Origin of the sequence: Thermobifida sp. (assembly GCF_017577275.1) — a bacterium.
In the GTDB taxonomy this organism is placed as follows: domain Bacteria; phylum Actinomycetota; class Actinomycetes; order Streptosporangiales; family Streptosporangiaceae; genus Thermobifida; species Thermobifida fusca.
Map to the genome: position 1 here is coordinate 90,002 of NZ_PITY01000020.1, position 20,766 is coordinate 110,767.

The following is a 20,766-nucleotide window of genomic DNA, read 5'->3' on the forward strand; positions in this document are numbered from 1 at the left end:
ATCACACCGATACGCGTCGCAGCGGGCTCATCCCTCCTCAGGGGACGGGAAGTCCACTTCGACGCCTTCCGCTTCCAGCTCTTCGCGGACGAGCCGATAGGCCAGACCAGCGGAGTATCCGCGGCGCGCCAGCATGCCCATGAGCCGCCGCACCCGCACCTCAGTGGGTTTCCCCCGGGTCGCGGCGAGTCTGCGGCGCACCAACTGGCGTGCCGTGGCCTCCTCCTGTGCCGGGCTGAGCCCATCGACCGCCGCGCGCACCGTGTCCTCGTCCACGCCGCGCTGCCGGAGCTCCGCGGCGAGCGCCCGACGCGCCAGCCCGCGTCCCGCGTGCCGGGAGTCCACCCACGCTTCAGCGAAAACCGCGTCGTCGACGATCCCGACTTCCCCGAACCGGTCCAGCACCGCTTCGATGACCTCGTCGGGGATCTCCCGCCGCCGCAGCGCGTCGGTGAGCTGCGCCCGGGTGCGCGGGGCACGGGTGAGCAGCCGCAAGCAGATGGCACGGGCCCGGGCGTAGAGGTCCTCCGGGGCGGCGGAGCCGCCCGGAGGACCGTCCCTGCCGTCTGCGGCGCGGTCAGGCATCCGTGCTCGGCGCCGCCGACTTCGACGCGGAGGTCGACGCCGTGGTCTTGCGGGTGGTGCGCTTGGTCGTGGACGCGGCCTTCGCCTCGTCCTTGGCAGCCTCCTCGGCGGGGGCGCTGTCGTCGCCCGTGGGGATGCCCAGCTTCTGCTTGATGCGCTTTTCGATCTCGTCGGCCATGTCCGGGTTGGCCCGCAGGAAGTTCCGGGCGTTCTCCTTGCCTTGGCCGAGCTGGGTGCCTTCGTAGGTGTACCAGGCTCCCGACTTGCGCACGATCCCGTGCTCCACGCCGAGGTCGAGCAGGCCGCCTTCCCGAGAGATGCCGACCCCGTAGAGGATGTCGAACTCGGCCTGCTTGAACGGCGGAGCCAGCTTGTTCTTGACGACCTTGACCCGGGTCCGGTTTCCGACGGCTTCCGTGCCGTCCTTCAAGGTCTCGATCCGGCGCACGTCCATGCGGACGGAGGCGTAGAACTTCAACGCCCGGCCACCCGACGTAGTCTCCGGGCTGTTGTGCACCATGACCCCGTCCACAAAGTAGTTGTGGTTCCCCTCGACTTCGATGTCGAACTTGCGCGTGCTTCCGGGCTTGACCTGGATGTCCAGCACCGGGGCGGCCACGAGACGCTGCACCGGGTCGCTGTACTCCGGGGTGACGGAGCAGCGTCCGCGGAACTGGGCGAGCAGCATGCTGCTCATGGACTCGGGCACGTAGGGGGCGACCAATTCCAGGAATCGCACCGTGGCCGCAGGCGTGAACTCGAGGAGGCTCCGCGCGTCCGCGCCCTGCTGGACCACCGCAGCGTCCAGTTCGTGGGTGTCGCGCAGGTACTCCACCAGCCGCTGCCGGGAGCCGGGGCTGAGCGTCTCAACGTCGATCTGGACCCGGGCGTCGTCGTCCGTCCCGGACTGCGGGATGGTGAGAGTGCCGGCGTCCAGGTACCACACGGCCAGCGCCAGCGGGGTGAGCTGCTTGAGGAACTCCCAGGTGAGGTGGGTGTGCCCGTCGCCGAAGTCGACGACCCGGTGCAGTTCGCTCAGTTCCGGCATCGGGGTGAACTCGACGCCCACCGTGGCCGACGCCTCGGCGGTCCGGGAGTGGGCGATGTTCCCCAGCAGGGAGACCTTCCAGTCGAGGTAGGCCGCCTGCTCGGCGGTGTGCGCCATGCAGAAGTGCACGCCAGGGCCGCCGTGTCGGTCCGGCACGAGGGTGCCGCGACCCATCAGGGAGCCGTAGACCACCTGGCGCTGCTGCTCGTTCAGGTAGTGCGGTTCGTGCACGAGGACCCGGTCCCCGGCGATCAGCTCACCGGCTTCCCGCCAGCCTCCCGGGGTGCGGATCAGGTGGTTGGGGGTGGCCGTGAACTGCGCCCCGCCGGGCTTGCCGGATCGGCCGACCGTGAACTGCAGGAAGTGGTCGGCGGCCCCGTTGTCGAACCAGTTGACGACCCGCCGGGGGACGATCCGGTCCGTCTCCGGGTCGTAGGAGAGGACTTCGACGTCCAGTTTGCGGTCGACGATAGTGCCGATCTTCTCCTGTGTACCGTCGGCCAGTGTGACCAGGGTGTCGTAGTGCATGCAGCCGAACATCACGCCGACCTTCTCGCGGAGCTGGTTGATGAAGATCGCGGTGGTCTTCGTCTGGTTGAGGGCTCCGGCGATCTTGCGCAGGGCCTGGGACATGAGGCGGGCCTGCAGGCCGACGTGGCTGTCGCCCATCTCGCCTTCGATCTCGGCGCGCGGCACGAGGGCGGCCACCGAGTCGATGACGATGATGGAGATCGCGCCGGAGCGGACGAGCATGTCGACGATCTCCAGCGCCTGTTCTCCCGTGTCCGGCTGGGACAGCAGCAAGTCGTCGATGTTGACGCCGATCTTCTCCGCATACGAGGGGTCGAGCGCGTGTTCGGCGTCGATGAAGGCGGCGATCCCGCCGGCCCGCTGCGCGTTGGCGACGGCGTGCAGGGCGACCGTGGTGTTGTGCGACAGGATGCCGTTGGCGAGGAAGCTGTGGGTGCGCGGCACCATGAGGTCGAAGGTGGGCTGCTGCCCCGCGTCCTCGACGGCGGTGATCGGCTCGTAGGTGTAGCGGGCGTCCGTCAGTTGTGTGAGGTAGCCGAGGATCGCGTTGGCAGTCGCCGGGGCCTCGTCTGTGCGGCGCTTCGCCCAGTCGATGACGCGGCGCACCTGGTCCCGGTCGTAGGCTCCGCCGCTGGCCGCGGGGAACGGGTCGTCGGTGCTCTCCGCGCGGTCGCCGATGCTGTCCCGCAGCGCGTGGATCAGCCCGGTGAGGTTCGGGATGGCTTCCACCTGCGGGGTGGGCTCGTGCAGCCCAGTCTGGGGGCTCTGCTGGGCGGTGCGGAAACCGACCTCGGTGTGGAAGCGGGGTGCTGCGGCAGGGCTGATGGTGACGGCCCACGGGTGCTGCCCATTCCCGTGGCTGCGGTCGAGATCGGCGGGGATTCCCAAACCGTAGAGCAGGTACTGGACTTCACGGGCCAGTGGCGCGGAGGCAGTGCGCAGTCCGACAGCCGCCGAGGTGTCGGTCCAGCCAGCGGCCGTGTAGAGGGCGGCGAGGAATGCACGCTGCATCTTGTCGCCCGCGGTCCGCACGCACTGCGGGATCCGGGCGGCAGCGGCGTAGTCGACGCCGTACCGTTCGGCGAGGGTGTGCCGGGCCGCCGGGTCGGACAGCACGTAGGCAACCTGGCCGTCGCCGGGGACAGCGGTGACCGTGGTGTCGAGCAGCCATTCGGCGAGAGCAGCGAACTCCGCACCGGTCTCGATGTCGGTGGTGGTGAAGCGGACGTGCCCCGCAGGGTCGAGGGAGCCCGCCGCAGTCAGGTAGCCGAGGAGGACGGCCTCATCCTCGCTGAGGCCCCCACCACTGGCGGCCTGCACCGCGCCGAACGCCGCAGAGACGAGCACGTCTCCTTCGCGGAGCTGTCCCGCTTCGCGCCAGACGATGAACCCGTCGTCGTTCATGACGCGCAGCGGGTGGTTGCGGGTGACCGTGACCTGGCGTCCCGAAGCAACCGTGATCCGCACCACCGGCTGGCGGCCGTTGTGGGTGAGCGCGGCGACCTGTTCGAGCTCGCCTTTCTCGTTGACGACCCGGATGTCCCGGTCCCGGACGTCGGTGACACGGCTGGTGCTGGAGAGCGGCAGCCCGGCTCGGCCGAAGACCTCGGCCACCGTCTCCAGACCGCGGTCGGTCCAGACGTAGGTGTCTGCGGTAAGGCACTTCCCTGACGACTCCGGACCGTAGATCTCGACGATCCGGCCGCGTGGGATGCCCCCGATTCCCAACGCCACGTCCAGGGAGATAGACCCGGTGGGGATCGACTCGATGGGCGGGCGGTTGTCGTCGCCGAGGCGCATGATGGTGCCCTTGCCGAACTGGCGCTCGATCTGCGCGAGTGCGGTTTCAAGAGCCTTGTCTCGATCAGAAGCTGCCACGGGAAACCCCTGTTGGGTCGATGCCTTCTTCTTCATGATGGGGGTGACGCTACGCCGCACCAGTGACATCCCGCGACGTGTGCTCCCCCGCTGTGGACAACCTCCGGGCCGTCCCCCGGTCGGCTGCGGCGCCCAAAGGCGGGCCACTCTGAAGCCACTCTAGGCTCAGGCGCGCCCCATCCTACCCGAACCTTTGTTCGATTGACTGGTGCTCGCGGCCCGCCTCAGTAGACGTGTGCGGGCAGGTCGAAAGCCTGACAGACGGCGTGCCAGACCTCTTTGGCGTCGAACCCGTCGTCGAGGGCCTGGCGGATGGTCCGGGAGCCGAGTTCTTCGAACACGTAGTCGCGGGAGAGGCTTTCGGCGTAGGCGGCGCCGAAGTGTTCTTCCATGCGTTGCCAGAAGTGGGACAGTCTCATCTCTCCTCCAGTATCGGCCCCGTTCCGCTCTGCCACTCCGGCATGCCGCGGCATGTCCCCCAGCGCTCCGGGGAGGCGCGGGGCGGCCTGCGCGCCCCGCTGGCGAACGCTCCCCGCACGGCCGCGGAGTGTGCTGGCAGGGGCGCCCGGCCGGTACCGGAAGAATCCACCCCACCACCCGGCTTCTATGAACTAGATCACATTCAATGCTGACGGGTGCGCTGCACAATCCTCCAGACCGTCCAGCCGATACTGCCCCGGGCACACCGACGCTTCTGAAACGGATAGGTTGGCGCACGGCCCCGGAACACCTGCCGCATCCGGCGTCCCGTCTGAGAACCGCGCCCATCCACAGCAATGGACCACACGATACGCCCCATGACCGCAGCGGACCGGCCGCGACTCGTCGAAGTGAGCCGGGCCGCCGACACACTGTTCGCCCGCGCCGGAGTGCACCTGCCGGACGACGACCCGGACGACCTCTTCGACCAGGCTGCTGCCGTGCTCGTGGCCGGCAGGCCGCCCGTAGGCTTCGCCGCGCTGACCGTCCTCGACGGCGCCGCCCATCTGGAGCAGCTCTCCGTCCACCCCGACTACGGGCGCCGCGGCATCGGAACCGCCCTGCTCACGGCAGCCTGCGCGTACGCGCAAGAGCACGGCTCCCCGTGGATTACCCTGACGACCTTCCGCGACCTGCCCTGGAACGCGCCCTGGTACGCACGGCACGGTTTCACGGTGCTCCCGGAACCGGAGTGGGGACCGCAGTTAGCCCGGCAGTGGCGCGAAGAGATTGCAGCCGGAATCGCGGTCCTCCCCCGCGTCGTGATGCGGCGCCGTCTCACTCCGGACCGCACCACCGCGACCGGTAGGTAGCCTGGAAGGGACAAGTGTGACGTGCGGCCTTGCCCGCCGGGACTTCCCGGCAGCGGGGAGCAGGCGCGCCCACCGGACAGTCCCTGGAGGAGAACCAGCGGATGAGACACTACGGCAGCATTCCTCGACTGCTCCTCGGCCGCCCCACTGGCCGGACCTCTTCGGATTCCAAGGCATAATCGCAGCATGCGCCTTTCCGCCCGGGTTGATTACGCACTCCGTGCCGCTGCCGAACTTGCGGCCGTCGGTGGCGGTCCCGTCACGGCCGAGCAGCTCGCACGTGCCCAAGCCATTCCTGGCAAGTTCCTGGAGAACATCCTGACGCAACTGCGCCGTGCCGGCCTGGTGCGCAGTCAGCGTGGGCCGGTCGGCGGATACTGGCTGGCACGCCCGGCCTCGGAGATCTCGCTGGCCGACATCATCCGCGCCGTGGACGGCCCGCTGGCAAACGTGCGTGGAGAACGCCCCGAGCACCTCGAATACGACGGTGCGGCGCGCAGCCTGCAACAGGTGTGGATCGCCCTGCGGGCCAGTGAGCGGGCCATCCTCGAATCGGTGACCCTCGAGCACGTGGCCACCTCGCAGCTTCCGGAATCCGTCCGCTCACTGGCCGAGAACCCCGAGGCCTGGACGAGCTGACCCCTCATCCCCCGGCCGCGCTGCGGCCCCTGCAGCACAGGAAGTCAGCGCCGCCCGACCAGGGCTAGCTCATGGCCTGGAACATCCAGTGCTGCTGTTCAAGGTCCTGGGCTGCCGCGATGAGCAGGTCCTGCGTGATCGGGTCGGTTTCCTCCGTGGCTTTGACGTGCTCCCGGAAGCGGTCGACTGCGCCGCTGAGCGCTTCCACCACGAACGCGACCACCTTGTCGTCCTGGATGTAGCCGGGGTCGAGCTGGGGAAGACGGGTGTCCTGGGCGATCCGGCTCACCCGCCCGTCCGGGTTCACCCCGAGCGCGATGGCGCGCTCCGCGAGAGTGTCCGTGTGCTTGCGTGCCGCTTCCACGAGCTCGTCGAGCTGCAGGTGGATGGAACGGAAGTTGCGGCCGATCACGTTCCAGTGCGCCTGCTTGCCCAGCAGCGTGAGGTCGATCAGATCGACGATCGCGGCTTGGAGCGTCTGTCCGACAGACTTGCGGGCTTCTTCGCTCAGCGCGCTGTGGATCTTGGCCATGGTTCAACCCCCGATGTGCGATAGCAGTGACAACGGGGAGTCCACTGCCCCAGACCTGCCGGGGAAAACCCAGGAAAAGCACTCCGGGGAGGGAGCGCGAACGGGTCGACCGTGTGCACCGCGGTCGACCCGTTCGGCTTCGCGGGGGCGGGCCTACACCCCCACCATGTCGACAACCTCCGGAACGCGATCGGGGATGGTGGAGTCGATGCCGAGCCTGTCGGGACCGGCAGCGGAATCCGCCGGGACCGAACCGCTGAGCGCCGCCTCCTGGAGTTCAGCGAGAGCGAGCTGGTCGGAAACCTCTCGAAGAACCTGGGAGAGGGGGACTCCCAGCGCGCCACAGATCGAGGCGAGCAGTTCAGAGGAAGCCTCCTTCTGTCCGCGTTCGACCTCTGACAGGTACCCCAACGACACTCGGGCATCGGCCGACACCTCGCGGAGAGTGCGGCCCTGCCGCTGACGAAGCTGCCGTAGCACGTCACCGAGCAGGTGACGAAGCAGGACCATCATTCGCGCTCCCTCCTACCGGTAGCGACCTTCATAAAAACACCGTACCCGCCCGAAGCCCGATCGTCGCACCTCATAGCTTCCTTGTTCGCTGGAGGGATAACACGATCTTGGTGAGGTTTTGTTCCCCGACTCCGGGGTCTTGAACGGGTCCTCGGACGTTATTTCACGGTGTTTTGTGCCACGTCGTCTACGAGGGTATCGCGCAGGAGGGCCGCCGCCGCGGCGACAGTCTGCTCCCTAATCGCTGCCCGATCCCCCGCGAGCTGAAGTTTTCGCAGGTTATCACGGTTTTCCGGGCAGGACACAGCGGCGTAGACGGTTCCGACGGGCTGTCCGTCCTGCGGCCGGGGTCCGGCGACCCCGGTGACCGCGAGACCGAAAGTGGCCGCAAAAATCCGGCGGGCGCCGCGGGCCATCGCCACGGCGACTTCCGGATGGACGGCCCCGTGCTCGGCGAGCAGGGACTGGGGAACGCCCAGAACCGTGTTTTTGGTCTCTGTGGCGTAGGCGACAGCTCCCCCGCGGAAAACCGCGGAAGCCCCGGGCAGCGCGGTGAAAGCAGCACCGATCATGCCGCCGGTGAGGGACTCGGCCACAGCGAGCGTCGCACCGCGCTCCGCGAGCAGCGCGTGGACGCGGGCTACCAGCTCAGCAGTACTGGGCACGCGCTAGTCCCTCCCCCCTTCGCGGCTGGGCTACTTGTGCCGGGCCCGCTGGTAGAGCCGGAACGCTTTGAACACGTAGTCGACCCCGGTCCACAGGGTGACGGCGACCGCGGCCGCCATGATGGTGTGCGCGGGCAGTTGCAGATACCACTCGCTCGGCAGCGGGAACAGGTAGACGCAGATGGCCACGATCTGCAACGCGGTTTTGAGTTTGCCGCCCGGGCTGGCGGGGATCACGCCGTACTTGATGACGGCGAACCGCAGCGCGGTGACCCCCCATTCGCGGATGAGGATGACTGCGGTGACCCACCACCACAGTTCCCCGATCCACGACAGCAGGATGAGGGCAGCACCGGTCAGGGCCTTGTCGGCGATAGGGTCCGCGATCTTACCGAAGTCGGTGACGAGGTTGTGGCGGCGGGCCAGCTCCCCGTCGACCCGGTCGGTGATTGCGGCGCCGACAAAGACCGCGAAGGCCGCCAGGCGCCACCAGAAGCCGTCCTGGAGGAGCAGGACGATGAAGAGGGGCACCATGACGATCCGGCTGACCGTCAGGATGTTGGCGATGTTCAGCACCGGAACGGAACCGGTGGGTGCGGCAGGATCCGGGGTGCTCACGTGGTATCAGCGTCTTCCTGGTGTTCGGCGACGAGGTCGACTCCCATGGCAGTCAGCACCGTAGCGGGCACAATGTCGCCCACGTGCAGCGCGGTGTCGGCGTAGAGGATGGTGCTGCCGTCCACTTCGGGAGCCTGGTGTGCGGCGCGTCCTTCGTAGGCACCGTCGTCCAGCACGTCTTCGACGAGGACGTCGATCGTGGATCCGATGCGCTCTTCGGCCCGCTGGGCCATCAGCTCCTCGGCGAGCTGGTTGAGCTGGTCAACCCGCTCCTTGATGGTCTCTTCAGGGAGTTTGCCATCGAATCCGGCGGCTTCGGTGCCGTCCTCGTCGGAGTAGCCGAAGATCCCGATGGCATCCAGGCGGGCCTGTTCGAGGAAGGCGACGAGTTCCGCGAAGTCCTCGTCGGTCTCGCCGGGGAATCCCACGATGAAGTTCGAACGGATGCCCGCTTCGGGGGCTTTGGCGCGGATGCGTGCCACGAGCTCCAGGAAGCGTTCGCGGTCGCCGAAGCGGCGCATGCGGCGCAGCAGGGGGCCGCTGGCGTGCTGGAAGGACAAGTCGAAGTAGGGCACCACGCCGGGGGTGCCGGTGAGGACGTCGATGAGTCCGGGGCGGACTTCCGCGGGCTGCAGGTAGCTGACACGGACCCGTTCGATCCCGGGGATTGCGGCGAGCCGGGGCAGGAGCTTCTCCAATGCCCGCACATCACCCAGGTCCTTGCCGTAGGAGGTGGAGTTTTCGCTGACCAGGAAGAGTTCGCGGACGCCCTGTCCAGCGAGCCATTCGGCTTCGCGGAGGACGTCCTCAGGCTTGCGGGAGAGGTAGGCGCCCCGGAAGGAGGGGATGGCGCAGAACGAGCAGCGGCGGTCGCACCCCGAGGCGATTTTGAGGTTGGCGACGGGACCGCCGGTGAGCCGCAGGCGCGGAATCGTGGGCCCGGAAGCGGGGGCGACCCCGTCCGGCAGCGGGGTGATCTCCTCCCCGAAGGTGAGGTGTCCGGGCACGTGGTTCTTGGCCGCTTGGGAGCGGTCGACCGGGGTGATGGGCAGCAGGGTGCGACGGTCCCGCGGGGTGTGCGGGGTGAGGGGGCGTCCCGCGAGAACATCCTCGAGACGCTCGCTGATGTGCGCATAGTCGTCGAAGCTGATGACCTGGGCTTCCGGCATAGCCTCGGCCAGTTCCGCCCCGTACCGTTCCGCGAGGCAGCCCGCAGCGACCACTCTGGCGCCGCCCTCGGCCGCGTTCAGCAGGGTCTCGATGGAGTCCTCTTTGGCTGCTTGGATGAAGCCGCACGTGTTGACGATGACGACGTCGGCTTTCTCTCCGTCGTCTGCGTCGACGAGGGTCCAGCCGTCGGCGGCGAGCCGTCCGGCGAGCTCTTCGGAGTCGACCTCGTTACGCGCACACCCGAGGGTGATCAGCGAGACAGTACGGCGCGGTGACATAGCTTCCAAGGTTAGGGGAATTTGTGAGTGCGGTGGTTTCGTCCGCTCCCAGAGTAGGTCGTCTCCGGGGTGGCCCGGGCATCGGGTCAGCGCGGAGAACCGCTCTGCGCAGTGTAGGTGAGATGAGTCACTTCTCCGTCTGCTCCGGGGACGCCGTACGCGTGGCCGTTGACCCACAGGTGGACGCCGCCGGCGTCGGCGAGCCGCAGGTGGATCACCTCGTCAGCGGTCCAATCACGGGTCTGGCCCGCGGCGAGGACCCCGGTGAAGAGCATGTCCGTGCCGTCGGTCACACTCACCCAGGTGGGGCGGTGCGCGGTGACGCGGAGCGTGACCTGCCCGGCCGTGGGCGGGACGGCCGGGGCGGCGGACGAGGCGGGGTCGGGCGCACTCGGTGAGCCAGCAGGGCTCTGCCCGGCGGCGGGAAATGCTTCCGGATGGTCGGGGGTGAACGGGCGTCCCGGCCACGCGAGGACGGCCAGGGTGAGGGCGGCAGCGATCACCACGGCCGCCCACCCCCACTGTCCCCCACGGCTGGGGGCGGTTCTCCTCCGTACAGGGGCCTGACCGGGGTCTCCACGGCACAGCAGAGCGGCCGGGTCGAGGTCCAGCACCGCGCAGAGGGTCCGCACCTGGGCCCGGTACCGCTCGGCAGGTCCGCACGCGGTGTCGCCGTGCTCCCAGGCATGCAGCACGCTTTCGGGGATGCGGGTGAGCTCGCTGAGCTGGCGCAGGGTGTAACCGCGGCGGGCCCGGGCGGCCGCGAGCTCCCGCCCGACGGGGGCCGCCGACTGGTCCTGTTCCTCGTTGGAGCATTCCTGTCGCACTCTGCCTACTGTGACCTTGCCGCGCCCCGCACCGGGCGGAGACGCGCCTGTGCCGGTGTCAAGAAAAGGTCAGAAAACGGTGGCTCGCCCCCTTAAGGGGGTGTCCGGCATGGTTCACGCGGCACGCAGCGCGGCAAGGACCTCGGGCAGCTCGTCGGGTTTGACAAGGACTTCGCGGGCTTTCGAGCCTTCGCTGGGCCCGACGATGCCGCGACTTTCCATGAGGTCCATGAGACGCCCCGCCTTAGCGAAGCCGACGCGGAGCTTGCGTTGCAGCATGGACGTGGAGCCGAACTGGGTGGTGACCACGAGCTCGACGGCTTGCAGGAGCAGGTCGAGGTCGTCGCCGATCTCCTCGTCGATCTGCTTCTTCTTGGTTTCCGCCACCCCCACGTCGTCCCGGTAGGCGGGCTTGGCCTGCTTCTTGCAGTGGTCGACGACGGCGCGGATCTCCTTCTCCGACACCCACGCGTTCTGCAGGCGGATGGGCTTGGAAGAGCCCATGGGCAGGAACAGGGCGTCCCCTTTGCCGACCAGTTTCTCCGCCCCGGGCTGGTCGAGGATGACCCGGCTGTCGGAGAGGCTGGACGTGGCGAAAGCGAGCCGGGAGGGCACGTTGGCTTTGATGAGGCCGGTGACCACGTCCACGCTGGGACGCTGGGTCGCCAGCACCAGGTGGATCCCGGCGGCGCGGGCCAGTTGGGTGATGCGGACGATAGCGTCCTCCACGTCGCGGGGAGCGACCATCATGAGGTCGGCGAGCTCGTCGACGACGACGAGCAGGTAGGGGTAGGGCTCGTAGCTGCGGTCGCTGCCCGGGGGCGCGGTGAGCTCCCCGGACCGCACTGCAGCGTTGAAGTCGTCAATGTGCCGGAACCCGGAGGCGGCCAGGTCGTCGTACCGGCGGTCCATCTCCCCCACGACCCACTGCAGGGCGTCCGCGGCCTTCTTGGGGTCGGTGATGATGGGGGTGATGAGGTGCGGGATGCCCTCGTACATGGTGAGCTCGACCCGTTTCGGGTCGATGAGGATGAGGCGGACCTCGTCGGGCAGGGCCCGCATCATGATCGACGTGATGAGCCCGTTGATGCAGGTGGACTTGCCCGCGCCGGTGGCTCCGGCGATGAGGACGTGCGGCATGCGGGCGAGGTTGGCGACGACGTCGTTCCCCTCCACATCCTTGCCGAGGCCGACCAGCATGGGGTGGTCGTCTGAGGTGGCGGCCGGGGAGCGCAGCACGTCACCGAGGCTGACCAGGTCTTTGTCCGTGTTAGGGATCTCCACGCCGATCGCGGACTTGCCGGGGATCGGCGAAAGGATGCGCACGTCGGCGCTTTTCACGGCCAGGGAGATGTTCTTGGTCAGTGCGGTGACCTTCTCCACTTTGACGGCAGGGCCGAGTTCGATCTCGTAGCGGGTGACTGTGGGCCCGCGGGTGAACCCGGTGACCCGGGCGTCCACGGAGAACTGGTCGAGGACGCCGGTGAGCGCCTGCACCACTTCCTCGTTGGCTTTGGTGCGCTGCTTGGGCGGGGTGCCGGGTTTGAGGAGGGTGGGAGGCGGCAGCTCGTAGTCGCCGTCGACCACGCGAGTGGGGATGGACAACTGCTCCACGGTGAGGGTGGGGGCCGGCTCGGGAGCGGGCTCCGGCTCCGGTTCGACTGCTGCGGGCGGCGGCGCAGCGTCCACGACCGGCGTGTCGTAGGGGCGTTCGTGGTCTCCTGCGTGGGTGGTCTTGGGCTCGGGTTCGGGGGCAGGCTTGGGTTTGGGCTTGGTGGTGCGCCGCTTGGGGCGGGGGGTCTTCTCCTCGGCCTGGTCGAGGATGTCGAGGCCGACCGACGGGCTGTTCTCGGAGACCACGACGTTGTCCCAGAGCTGCCGGAGCCGGTCGGGGATGCGGCTGATCGGGGTCGCGGTGACAACGAGCAGGCCGAACACCATGAGGAGGAACAGCAGGACCCCGGTGAGCCAGGGGGTGATGAGCAGGCTGAGCGGACCGGAAGCGGCGAACCCGACGAGTCCGCCGGCTTTCTGGACCTTCTCCATCCCCTCGGCCGGCCAGGGGATGCCGTGGCTGATGTGGATAAGGCCGAGAAGCCCGGTCAGCAGCGCGGCCGAACCGATGACGATCCGGCCGTTGTCGGTGGGCCGGTCCGCGGGAGTACGCATGAGCCGCCACGCGAACGGTAGGCACAGCAGGGGGATGACCGGGGAGAAGGTGCCCACAGCGCCGACGACGACGGTACGGGTGAGGTCCAGCAGCGGGCCTTCACTGTCCCACCACACGGCCGCGGCGATGAGGAGGCCCACGGCGAGCAGGATCATGCCCAACCCGTCGCGGCGCAGGTCCGGGTCGAGGTCGCGTGCGCTGCGGCCGGCCGCGCGGACCAGGAACCCTACCGTGTGCGCGAGCAGCCGCCACACCAGCAGCAGCGCGCGTCCGAGCCACACGAACAGCAGTGCGATCGGCCCTTCGGAAGCAGTGTGCGGCCGAGGACTCCGCTTCGCGGTGGGGCGGCGGGGGCGAGACTGCGCAGAGGTAGGACGGCGGGCCGGGGACTTCCTGCCGGTTCCACCGCCCGAACGCTGGGAGGACTTGGGCGCACGGGTGGCCATGCCCAGCAGCCTACTAAGGGTGGCGGAACGGTTTCAGGCACCGGCCGGGTGTGTCGCGGTCGGTGCCTGTGCGGTCAGATCTCGATGACGACGGGGACCAGCATGGGCCGTCGCCGGTAGCTTTCGTTGACCCACCGGCCGATGCTGCGCCGGACCAGTTGCCGGAGTTGCGCCGGGTCGTTGACACCCTCGGCTGCGGCCTGCTCCAAGACTTCTTGGATCTTGGGGATGACGTCGTCGTAGGCTTCCAGGTCGATCCCCGCGCCCCGGGTGTGGATCTGCGGTTCCCCGATGAGTTTGCCGGTGGTGGACTCCACCACGATGACCACGGAGATGAAGCCTTCCTCCCCGAGGATGCGGCGGTCCTTGAGCGCGGCCTCGGTGACGTCGCCGACCGAGGTGCCGTCCACGTACACGTAGCCGGCCTGGACCACGCCGCTGATGCGGGCCTTGCCGTCGTGGAGGTCGACGACGACGCCGTCCTCGGCGATGACGACCCGGTCCTCGGGGATCCCGCTGAGCATGGCGAGCTGGGCATGGGCGCGCAGGTGCCGCCATTCCCCGTGGATCGGCATGAAGTTCCGCGGCCGCACCATGTTGAGCACGTACAGCAGCTCTCCCGCGGGTGCGTGCCCGGAGACGTGGACCAGGGCGTTGCCCTTGTGGACGACTTTGGCGCCCCAGCGGGTCAGGCCGTTGATGACCCGGTTGACGGAGTTCTCGTTTCCGGGGATGAGCGAGGAAGCCAGGATGACCGTGTCCCCGGGTTCGATGTGGATCTGGTGGTCCCGGTTGGCCATGCGGCTCAGGGCGGCCATGGGCTCGCCCTGGGAGCCGGTGCACACCAGGACGACTTCGTCGGAGGGCAGCGCCTCGAGGTCGCGCGCGTCCACGAGCAGGTCGCCGGGGACTTTGAGGTAGCCGAGCTCCCGGGCGATGTTCATGTTGCGGATCATGGTGCGGCCCACGAAGGCGACTTTGCGGCCGTGGGCCTGGGACGCGTCGAGGACCTGCTGGACCCGGTGGATGTGGGACGCAAAACAGGCGACGATGATGCGCTTCTCGGCTTTCGCGAAGACCGTGTCGAGGACGCCGGCGATGTCGCGTTCGCTGGTGACGAAGCCGGGGACTTCCGCGTTGGTGGAGTCCGACATCAGCAGGTCGACGCCTTCCGCGCCGAACCGCGCGAACCCGCCGAGGTCGGTGATGCGGTTGTCCAGCGGCAACTGGTCCATTTTGAAGTCGCCGGTGTGCAGCACGTTGCCGGCCGGGGTGCGCACACCGACCGCGAGCGCATCCGGGATGGAGTGGTTGACCGCGAAGAACTCGAGGTTGAAGGAGCCGAAGGTGTGCTGTTCGCCTTCGGCGACCTGGATCAGGGTCGGTTTGATGCGGTGTTCCCCGAGTTTGGCGGTGAGCAGGGCCAGGGTGAGGCGGGAGCCTACCAGCGGGATATCGGTGCGTTCCCGCAGCAGGAAGGGGACGCCGCCAATGTGGTCTTCGTGGCCGTGCGTGAGCACGATCGCCTCGACGTCGTCGAGGCGCCCCCGCAGGTATTCGAAGTCGGGGAGGATCAGGTCGACTCCGGGCTGCTCTTCCGCGGGAAAGAGCACACCGCAGTCGATGATGAGCATTTTCCCCTCGTATTCGAGGACGGCCATGTTGCGGCCGATCTCACCCAGCCCGCCCAAGGGGATGATCCGCAGGGTGTTGCGGGGCAGTGGCGGCGGGGGCCCGAGCTCGGGGTGCGGGTGGCTCATGCGGTCCCCTCCGTGAGTCGTTCCGCTTCCCTCCCGCTGGCCGCGTCCTCGTGAGCGGAGGCAAGGCCAGTGGGGCCCTTCACCCCGGCCATGGCGAGGTCTTCGCGGAGCAGCTCTTTGAGTTCGGGGGACGCGTCGAGCAGGGGGGCGCGGACCACTCCGGCGGGCAGCCCGAACATGGCGAGCACCGCCTTAGTGGTGATGACTCCCTGGGTGCGGAACATGCCCCGGTAGACGGGGATCAGGCGGCGGTGGATGTCCAAAGCCCGGGCCACGTCCCCGGCCCGGTAGGCGTCGATCATGTCGTGCAGTTCGGAGCCGACGACATGGCCGACCACGCTGACGAAGCCCGCGGCGCCGATGGACAGCAGCGGCAGGTTGAGCATGTCGCTGCCGCTGTAGTAGGCGAGGTCGGTGCGGGACATCACCCACGAGCTGGCGCCGAGGTCGTCTTTGGCGTCCTTGTTGGCGACGATGCGGGGGTGCTCGGCGAGCCGGACCAGGGTTTCGGAGTCGATCGGCGTGCCTGTGCGGCCAGGAATGTCGTAGAGCATGATCGGCAGCCCTGTGGCGTCGGCAATGGCCGTGAAGTGCCGCAGCAGGCCTTCTTGGGGCGGCCGGTTGTAGTAGGGGGTGACGAGCAGCAGGCCGTCTGCTCCGGCGCGTTCCGCGGTCCGCGCGAGTTCAATACTGTGCCTGGTGTCGTTGCTGCCCGCTCCGGCAACGATGGTGGCGCGGTCGCCGACCGCGTCGATCACGGTGCGGAGGATGCGCTCCTTCTCCTCATCGCTGGTGGTGGCGGACTCTCCGGTGGTTCCGTTGACGATGAGGCCGTCGTTGCGCTGCTCATCGACGAGGTAGGTCGCGAGGCGGGCCACCCCGTCGTAGTCCACCTCCCCATTGTCGAGCATGGGGGTGATCATCGCGGTCAACATCTGGCCGAAGGGCGCGTTCGGCGTCGTACTGCCTACCATGTTGCAAACGGTACCGCGAAAGCTGGACAGAGCGCGCCAACCTCCCCGTTTGGGAAGGTCTGTGGCGCGCTCCGATCCGCACGAGGACGGTCGGTCAGTCGTCGTCCTTGCCGACGAACAGGCTCAGGAGCCAGCTCACGATCGCCACGATGATGGCTCCCCAGAACGCCGCCCAGAAGCCGTCGATCTCGAAGGGGATGCCCAGCACCCCAGCCAGCCAGGCGGTGAGCCACAGCAGAAGAGCGTTGACGACGAGAGCGACAAGCCCCAGGGTGACGTAGTAGAAGATGCAGCCGACCGTCTTGACGATCGGTTTGATGACAGCGTTGACGATACCGAACAGTGCTCCGATACCGAGGTAGGTGGCGATCGTGGAGACCGTGGTGTCGGCGGACACCTCGATCCCGTCAACGAGGAGCACCGCGGCCCAGAGCGCGATAGCGTTGACGATGACTCTCAGAATGATGCTCACACCTTGATACTCCCACGCCGCAGCGGTCTCTTTGCAGTCCCCAATGGACGATTCAGGGGTTTTTCGGGGTTCGGCCGCACCCGCGGTTTCCCGGTGCCCGGGTGTTCCTGGGACGATGGGCACGGTATCTGGAGCCGGTGAACGAGTGAGGGGCCCTGCCGTGTCGACACAGCGTTTTGTCCGTCCTGCCCGGGCCGAGGACGTCGAAGCGATCGTGGACGTGCAAGTCGCGGCGTGGCAGGAGATGTACCACGCGCTCCTCCCGGAGCCCGTGCTGGCGGAAATGGCGGGCGCTGAGGCCCGGGCAGCGTTCACCGCCCAGTGGCGTTCCGCGGTGTCCTCCCCGCCCACATCCCGGCACCGGCTGCTGGTCGCCGTGGACGAGGGGGCAGTGGCAGGGTTCGCGGCGTTCGGCCCGGCCCAGGACCCGGACCGGTGGCCCGGCACGGACGCGGAGATCTTCGCGTTCCACATCGCCCCGGGGCTGACCCGGCGGGGGCACGGCAGCCGCCTCCTGCACGCCGTCGTCGACCACCTCGTCGACGACGGTTTCCACGCCGTGTACGTGTGGACGCTGGAGCAGGCGAACCCGGTGCGCTCGTTCCTGGAACAGGCAGGGTGGGCCCCGGACGGGGCGCGCCGGGAACTGGACCCGGGCACTGTCGTGCCCATGGTGCGGCTGCACGCAGCGATCCGCTGACCGTGCTGGTCGCAGACAGCGCTACCGTGGAAAAGCGGAGAATCCGGACAGGCGTGTCCCGCCCGCGCAGGCGGGACGGAGGAAGTGAGGCCGACACGTGGCCACGGTGAGCCAGTGGGTGGCGGGGGCCCGGCCGCGGACCCTGCCGAATTCGGTGGTTCCAGTGGCGGTAGGCACCGGGCTCGCCTTCGGCCTGGGCGCCGCCGTGTGGTGGAAGGCACTGCTTGCGCTAGTCGTGGCGGTAGCGCTGCAGGTGGGAGTGAACTACGCCAACGACTACAGCGACGGGATCCGCGGCACCGACGACAACCGGGTGGGGCCGGTGCGGTTGACCGCGACCCGGTTGGCCGCGCCCCGGCAGGTGTTCACCGCCGCGTGGGTGTGCTTTGCGGCGGCTGCGCTCGTCGGTCTCGTGCTGGTAGCGACGTCCTCGTGGTGGCTGCTGCTCGTGGGTGCGGCGGCGATCGCCGCCGCCTGGTTCTACACCGGGGGGAAGAACCCGTACGGCTACCGGGCGCTCGGCGAAGTGTCGGTGTTCGTGTTCTTCGGCCTGGTGGCGGTGGCCGGCACCGTGTTCGTCCAAGCCGGTTCGGTGCCGTGGCAGGGGTGGGCGGCAGCCGTGGCCGTGGGGCTGCTGTCGTGTTCGATGCTGGTCATCAACAATCTGCGCGACCTGCCCACTGATGCGGCGAGTGGGAAGCGGACGCTGGCCGTGGTGCTCGGCGACCGGGGGGCGCGGCTGCTGTTCACCGGATGTGTGGCGGGCGCGTTCGTGGCCGCCCTGGCGGCCGTGGCGTGGTCGTGGTGGGTGCTGCTCGTGCTGCTGGCCGCGCCGCTTGCGGTGCGCCCCTGCCGCCGGGTGCTGGGCGGCGACACCGGTCCCGGCCTGATCCGCGGACTGGCGGAGACCGGGCAGCTGCAGTTGGCGTTCGGGATCCTGTTCACCGCGGGCCTGGCCCTGGGATAATCGCCTTCAGGCGCCGGGGCGGGGCGGGAGGCACCGGTTTCCTGTTCTCCCCACGACAGGGGGATGGGCCGCTAACGTCAGGAAAAATCGGTAGACGCGGCACACGAAGAGGAGCAGGGCCGGTGACCGAACAGTACGTAGCGGCAATTGACCAGGGCACCACGTCGAGTCGCTGCATCATCTTCAACCGCCACGGCGACGTGGTCGCCCTCGGGCAGCGGGAGCACCGCCAGATCTTCCCCCGCCCGGGCTGGGTCGAGCACGACGCGGAAGAGATCTGGGCGAACGTCGTCGCCGTCGTGGAGGAGGCGCTCGCCGCGGGCGGGCTGCGCCGCCACCAGTTGGCCGCGGTCGGGATCACCAACCAGCGGGAGACGACCGTGGTGTGGGACCGGCAGACCGGTCAACCCGTCCACCACGCGATCGTGTGGCAGGACACCCGCACCGACCGCCTGCTGCGAGTCCTGGGCGGGACGGAAGGCCAGGACCGGTTCCGGCAGCGGTGCGGACTCCCGCTCGCCACCTACTTCTCCGGGCCGAAACTGCGCTGGCTGCTCGACGAAATCCCCGGGCTGCGGGAGCGGGCGCAGCGCGGCGAAGTGCTGTTCGGCACCATGGACACCTGGCTGGTGTGGCAGCTCACCGGGCGGCACGTCACCGACGTCACCAATGCCAGCCGTACCATGCTGATGAACCTGCGCACCCTGGACTGGGATGCCGAAACCCTGGACGCGATGGGGATCCCCGCAGCGATGCTCCCGGAGATCCGATCCAGTGCGGAGGTGTACGGCACAGCCACCGGCCCCTTGGCGGGAGTGCCCGTGGCCGCAGCTCTGGGCGACCAGCATGCCGCCTTGTTCGGGCAGACCTGCTTCGACCCCGGCGATGTGAAAGGCACCTACGGGACGGGGGCGTTCCTGGTGCTCAACACGGGTACCGAGCCGGTCGTCTCCACCAACGGGCTGCTCACCACGGTGGGCTACCAGATCGGCGGCCAGCCCGCGGTGTACGCGCTCGAAGGGTCGATCGCGATGGCGGGCTCGCTCGTGCAGTGGCTCCGCGACAACCTGGGGATGATCACGCACGCCGCGGAGATCGAAGAACTCGCTTCGCAGGTCGCAGACAACGGCGGCTGCTACATCGTGCCCGCGTTCTCCGGGCTGTTCGCGCCGCACTGGCGGAGCGACGCCCGCGGCATCATCGCCGGCCTGACCTCCTATGTGACCAAAGCGCACCTGGCCCGCGCAGTGCTGGAAGCGACAGCGTGGCAGACCCGCGAAGTGGTGGACGCGATGAACAGCGACTCAGGGATCCCGCTGGCCTCGCTGAAAGTGGACGGCGGCATGGTCGCCAACCGGCTACTGAACCAGATCCTCGCCGACGTGCTGGACGTGGAAGTGGTGCGGCCCAAAGTGGCGGAGACGACCTGCCTCGGGGCTGCCTACGCGGCGGGCCTCGCCGTGGGCTACTGGCCGGACTTGGACAGTCTGCGCGCCAACTGGCAGCACGACGCCACGTGGACGCCGCAGATCGACGCGCAGGTGCGGGACCGCGAATACCGCAACTGGACGAAAGCGGTACGCCACACCTTCGGCTGGGTGGAATCCGAGGAGGACGCGTCCTGACGCGTGCCCCGGCATGGCCGCCGGGAGCGCAGCCGGTGCCGCGGGTACGGCGCTTCTGCGGCTTCCGGTTGCCTTGGGCCCGGCCCTCCCCGGCGGCAGCCTGCCCTGGACCGGTGGACCGGGCCGGGGCCCTGACGCGGGCTGGCCGACAGGCCGCGGGCGGCTCCCCGCTGCACATCCGGCAGCGTCCGCGGCCTTCCGGCGTTCCTCGGCCCGGGGCTCCCGCCACGTACGCCGCAGCGGGACAGCGACCGCTGCCTTCCTACAGGCCGAGCAGGGACTCCAAACCCACGGTGAGCCGATCCGGCAGGGACGCGACCTTGCGGACCCCCAAGAGCACGCCCGGCATGAACGATTCGCGGTTCATCGAATCGTGGCGGATCCGCAGCGTCTCCCCGTGGGTGCCGAACACGACCTCCTGGTGGGCGATCATGCCGGTGATCCGCAGCGCGTGGACCCGCACCCCGTCCACCTGGGCGCCGCGCGCACCAGGCAGCTCCGACGTGGTGGCGTCCGGGGCGTCGCCCAAACCAGCGTGGGCGCGGGCCGCGCCGATCAGTTCGGCGGTGCGGTAGGCGGTTCCGCTGGGCGCGTCAGCCTTGTTCGGGTGGTGCAGTTCGATGATCTCCGCCGACTCGAAGTAGGGGGCCGCCTTCGCCGCAAAGTGCATCATGAGTACGGCGGCGATCCCGAAGTTGGGGGCGATGAGCACGTTGACGCCCGGCTTCGCGTCCAGCATGCGGCGGACTTCGGCGAGTCTGGCGTCGTCGAACCCGGTGGTGCCCACCACGGCGTGGATCCCGTGCTCGATGAGCCAGCGCAGGTTGTCCATCACCGCATCGGGGTGGGTGAAATCGACGACCACGTCGGCGCCGAGCACCTTGCCGCGGTCGTCCCCGACGTCGATTCCGGCTACCAGTTCGGTGTCGTCGGCCGCTTCCACGGCCTTGACGACTTCTGATCCCATGCGCCCGAGAGCGCCGAACACTCCTACCTTAATCACGGGTCTCACCGTACCGGAAAGCGTGCGGCACCCGAGGGCGCGGCGGCTGCGGGAGACCGGCGCGTCCGGCCGG

General features: G+C 68.8%; 19 protein-coding genes. 5 read left to right on the top strand and 14 right to left on the bottom strand.

All coding sequences use genetic code 11. From position 1 onward, the window contains the following. Nucleotides 1–27: 27 nt before the first annotated feature. The 3 genes from recX to CW348_RS05570 form a co-directional block, all read right to left on the bottom strand. The gene (gene recX / locus CW348_RS05560) at nt 28–585 is read right to left on the bottom strand and encodes a recombination regulator RecX (protein ID WP_011291251.1); all 558 of its coding nucleotides are present in this window, start codon (nt 583–585) and stop codon (nt 28–30) included. Beyond that, complete coding sequence (recA, locus tag CW348_RS05565) at nt 578–4,111, bottom strand: intein-containing recombinase RecA (RefSeq protein WP_276527019.1); 3,534 nt, start codon at nt 4,109–4,111, stop codon at nt 578–580. Before recA ends, recX begins: the two co-directional genes overlap by 8 nt. Before the next feature lie 155 nt (nt 4,112–4,266). Next, a complete protein-coding gene (locus CW348_RS05570; protein WP_016188351.1) occupies nt 4,267–4,461 on the bottom strand; it encodes a DUF3046 domain-containing protein in 195 nt (64 codons plus the stop codon). A gap of 357 nt (nt 4,462–4,818) precedes the next feature. On the opposite strand from CW348_RS05570, the gene CW348_RS05575 reads away from it, so the two are divergent. Further along, nucleotides 4,819–5,334 (top strand): GNAT family N-acetyltransferase, encoded by a 516-nt coding sequence (locus tag CW348_RS05575; RefSeq protein WP_011291248.1) that lies wholly within the window; start codon nt 4,819–4,821, stop codon nt 5,332–5,334. A 186-nt stretch (nt 5,335–5,520) separates the two neighbouring features. Continuing rightward, nucleotides 5,521–5,973: an Rrf2 family transcriptional regulator gene (locus CW348_RS05580; RefSeq protein WP_011291247.1), complete on the top strand. Its 453-nt coding sequence runs from the start codon at nt 5,521–5,523 to the stop codon at nt 5,971–5,973. A 64-nt stretch (nt 5,974–6,037) separates the two neighbouring features. Here the strand turns inward: CW348_RS05580 and CW348_RS05585 are convergent, their stop codons facing one another. The 10 genes from CW348_RS05585 to CW348_RS05630 all read right to left on the bottom strand — a co-directional run bounded on the left by CW348_RS05585 (nt 6,038) and on the right by CW348_RS05630 (nt 16,398). Next, nucleotides 6,038–6,505 carry a Dps family protein gene (locus CW348_RS05585; protein ID WP_011291246.1) on the bottom strand — a complete coding sequence of 156 codons (468 nt, stop codon included), beginning with the start codon at nt 6,503–6,505 and terminating at the stop codon, nt 6,038–6,040. Nucleotides 6,506–6,658: 153 nt separating this feature from the next. Beyond that, nucleotides 6,659–7,018, bottom strand: a complete 360-nt coding sequence (locus CW348_RS05590; protein WP_011291245.1) for a helix-turn-helix domain-containing protein — start codon at nt 7,016–7,018, stop codon at nt 6,659–6,661. Nucleotides 7,019–7,176: 158 nt separating this feature from the next. Next, a complete protein-coding gene (locus tag CW348_RS05595) occupies nt 7,177–7,683 on the bottom strand; it encodes a CinA family protein (protein ID WP_011291244.1) in 507 nt (168 codons plus the stop codon). A 30-nt stretch (nt 7,684–7,713) separates the two neighbouring features. Further along, complete coding sequence (pgsA, locus tag CW348_RS05600; RefSeq protein ID WP_104612558.1) at nt 7,714–8,301, bottom strand: CDP-diacylglycerol--glycerol-3-phosphate 3-phosphatidyltransferase; 588 nt, start codon at nt 8,299–8,301, stop codon at nt 7,714–7,716. Further along, on the bottom strand, nt 8,298–9,749 hold the full coding sequence (gene rimO, locus CW348_RS05605) for a 30S ribosomal protein S12 methylthiotransferase RimO (RefSeq protein ID WP_011291242.1): 1,452 nt from the start codon (nt 9,747–9,749) through the stop codon (nt 8,298–8,300). Before rimO ends, pgsA begins: the two co-directional genes overlap by 4 nt. A gap of 86 nt (nt 9,750–9,835) precedes the next feature. Then, entirely contained in the window at nt 9,836–10,576 is a 741-nt protein-coding gene (locus CW348_RS05610) for a helix-turn-helix domain-containing protein (protein ID WP_011291241.1), read from the bottom strand. A gap of 114 nt (nt 10,577–10,690) precedes the next feature. Next, complete coding sequence (locus CW348_RS05615; protein WP_011291240.1) at nt 10,691–13,192, bottom strand: DNA translocase FtsK; 2,502 nt, start codon at nt 13,190–13,192, stop codon at nt 10,691–10,693. Between the two features lie 74 nt (nt 13,193–13,266). Next, nucleotides 13,267–14,952, bottom strand: a complete 1,686-nt coding sequence (locus tag CW348_RS05620; RefSeq protein ID WP_011291239.1) for a ribonuclease J — start codon at nt 14,950–14,952, stop codon at nt 13,267–13,269. Beyond that, nucleotides 14,949–15,926 carry a 4-hydroxy-tetrahydrodipicolinate synthase gene (gene dapA / locus CW348_RS05625; RefSeq protein ID WP_011291238.1) on the bottom strand — a complete coding sequence of 326 codons (978 nt, stop codon included), beginning with the start codon at nt 15,924–15,926 and terminating at the stop codon, nt 14,949–14,951. Before dapA ends, CW348_RS05620 begins: the two co-directional genes overlap by 4 nt. Before the next feature lie 94 nt (nt 15,927–16,020). Further along, a complete protein-coding gene (locus tag CW348_RS05630) occupies nt 16,021–16,398 on the bottom strand; it encodes a phage holin family protein (protein WP_011291237.1) in 378 nt (125 codons plus the stop codon). Nucleotides 16,399–16,558: 160 nt separating this feature from the next. Here CW348_RS05630 and CW348_RS05635 point away from each other — a divergent pair, with 160 nt between their 5' ends. The 3 genes from CW348_RS05635 (at nt 16,559) to glpK (ending at nt 19,690) form a co-directional block, all read left to right on the top strand. Beyond that, entirely contained in the window at nt 16,559–17,098 is a 540-nt protein-coding gene (locus CW348_RS05635) for a GNAT family N-acetyltransferase (RefSeq protein ID WP_016188347.1), read from the top strand. Nucleotides 17,099–17,195: 97 nt separating this feature from the next. After that, nucleotides 17,196–18,065 carry a 1,4-dihydroxy-2-naphthoate polyprenyltransferase gene (locus CW348_RS05640; protein ID WP_016188346.1) on the top strand — a complete coding sequence of 290 codons (870 nt, stop codon included), beginning with the start codon at nt 17,196–17,198 and terminating at the stop codon, nt 18,063–18,065. Nucleotides 18,066–18,187: 122 nt separating this feature from the next. Beyond that, nucleotides 18,188–19,690 (top strand): glycerol kinase GlpK, encoded by a 1,503-nt coding sequence (gene glpK, locus CW348_RS05645; protein ID WP_104612556.1) that lies wholly within the window; start codon nt 18,188–18,190, stop codon nt 19,688–19,690. 262 nt (nt 19,691–19,952) lie between these two features. On the opposite strand, the gene dapB is transcribed toward glpK, so the two are convergent. Next, nucleotides 19,953–20,693: a 4-hydroxy-tetrahydrodipicolinate reductase gene (gene dapB, locus CW348_RS05650; RefSeq protein ID WP_011291233.1), complete on the bottom strand. Its 741-nt coding sequence runs from the start codon at nt 20,691–20,693 to the stop codon at nt 19,953–19,955. Between the last annotated feature and the right edge of the window lie 73 nt (nt 20,694–20,766).

What these genes read in the sequence shown, in the direction of transcription:
- recX (WP_011291251.1), bottom strand. Translation starts at nt 585, where the DNA reads ATGCCTGACCGCGCCGCAGACGGCAGGGACGGTCCTCCGGGCGGCTCC.
- recA (WP_276527019.1), bottom strand. Translation starts at nt 4,111, where the DNA reads ATGTCACTGGTGCGGCGTAGCGTCACCCCCATCATGAAGAAGAAGGCA.
- CW348_RS05570 (WP_016188351.1), bottom strand. Translation starts at nt 4,461, where the DNA reads ATGAGACTGTCCCACTTCTGGCAACGCATGGAAGAACACTTCGGCGCC.
- CW348_RS05575 (WP_011291248.1), top strand. Translation starts at nt 4,819, where the DNA reads ATGGACCACACGATACGCCCCATGACCGCAGCGGACCGGCCGCGACTC.
- CW348_RS05580 (WP_011291247.1), top strand. Translation starts at nt 5,521, where the DNA reads ATGCGCCTTTCCGCCCGGGTTGATTACGCACTCCGTGCCGCTGCCGAA.
- CW348_RS05585 (WP_011291246.1), bottom strand. Translation starts at nt 6,505, where the DNA reads ATGGCCAAGATCCACAGCGCGCTGAGCGAAGAAGCCCGCAAGTCTGTC.
- CW348_RS05590 (WP_011291245.1), bottom strand. Translation starts at nt 7,018, where the DNA reads ATGATGGTCCTGCTTCGTCACCTGCTCGGTGACGTGCTACGGCAGCTT.
- rimO (WP_011291242.1), bottom strand. Translation starts at nt 9,749, where the DNA reads ATGTCACCGCGCCGTACTGTCTCGCTGATCACCCTCGGGTGTGCGCGT.
- CW348_RS05615 (WP_011291240.1), bottom strand. Translation starts at nt 13,192, where the DNA reads ATGGCCACCCGTGCGCCCAAGTCCTCCCAGCGTTCGGGCGGTGGAACC.
- CW348_RS05620 (WP_011291239.1), bottom strand. Translation starts at nt 14,952, where the DNA reads ATGAGCCACCCGCACCCCGAGCTCGGGCCCCCGCCGCCACTGCCCCGC.
- dapA (WP_011291238.1), bottom strand. Translation starts at nt 15,926, where the DNA reads ATGGTAGGCAGTACGACGCCGAACGCGCCCTTCGGCCAGATGTTGACC.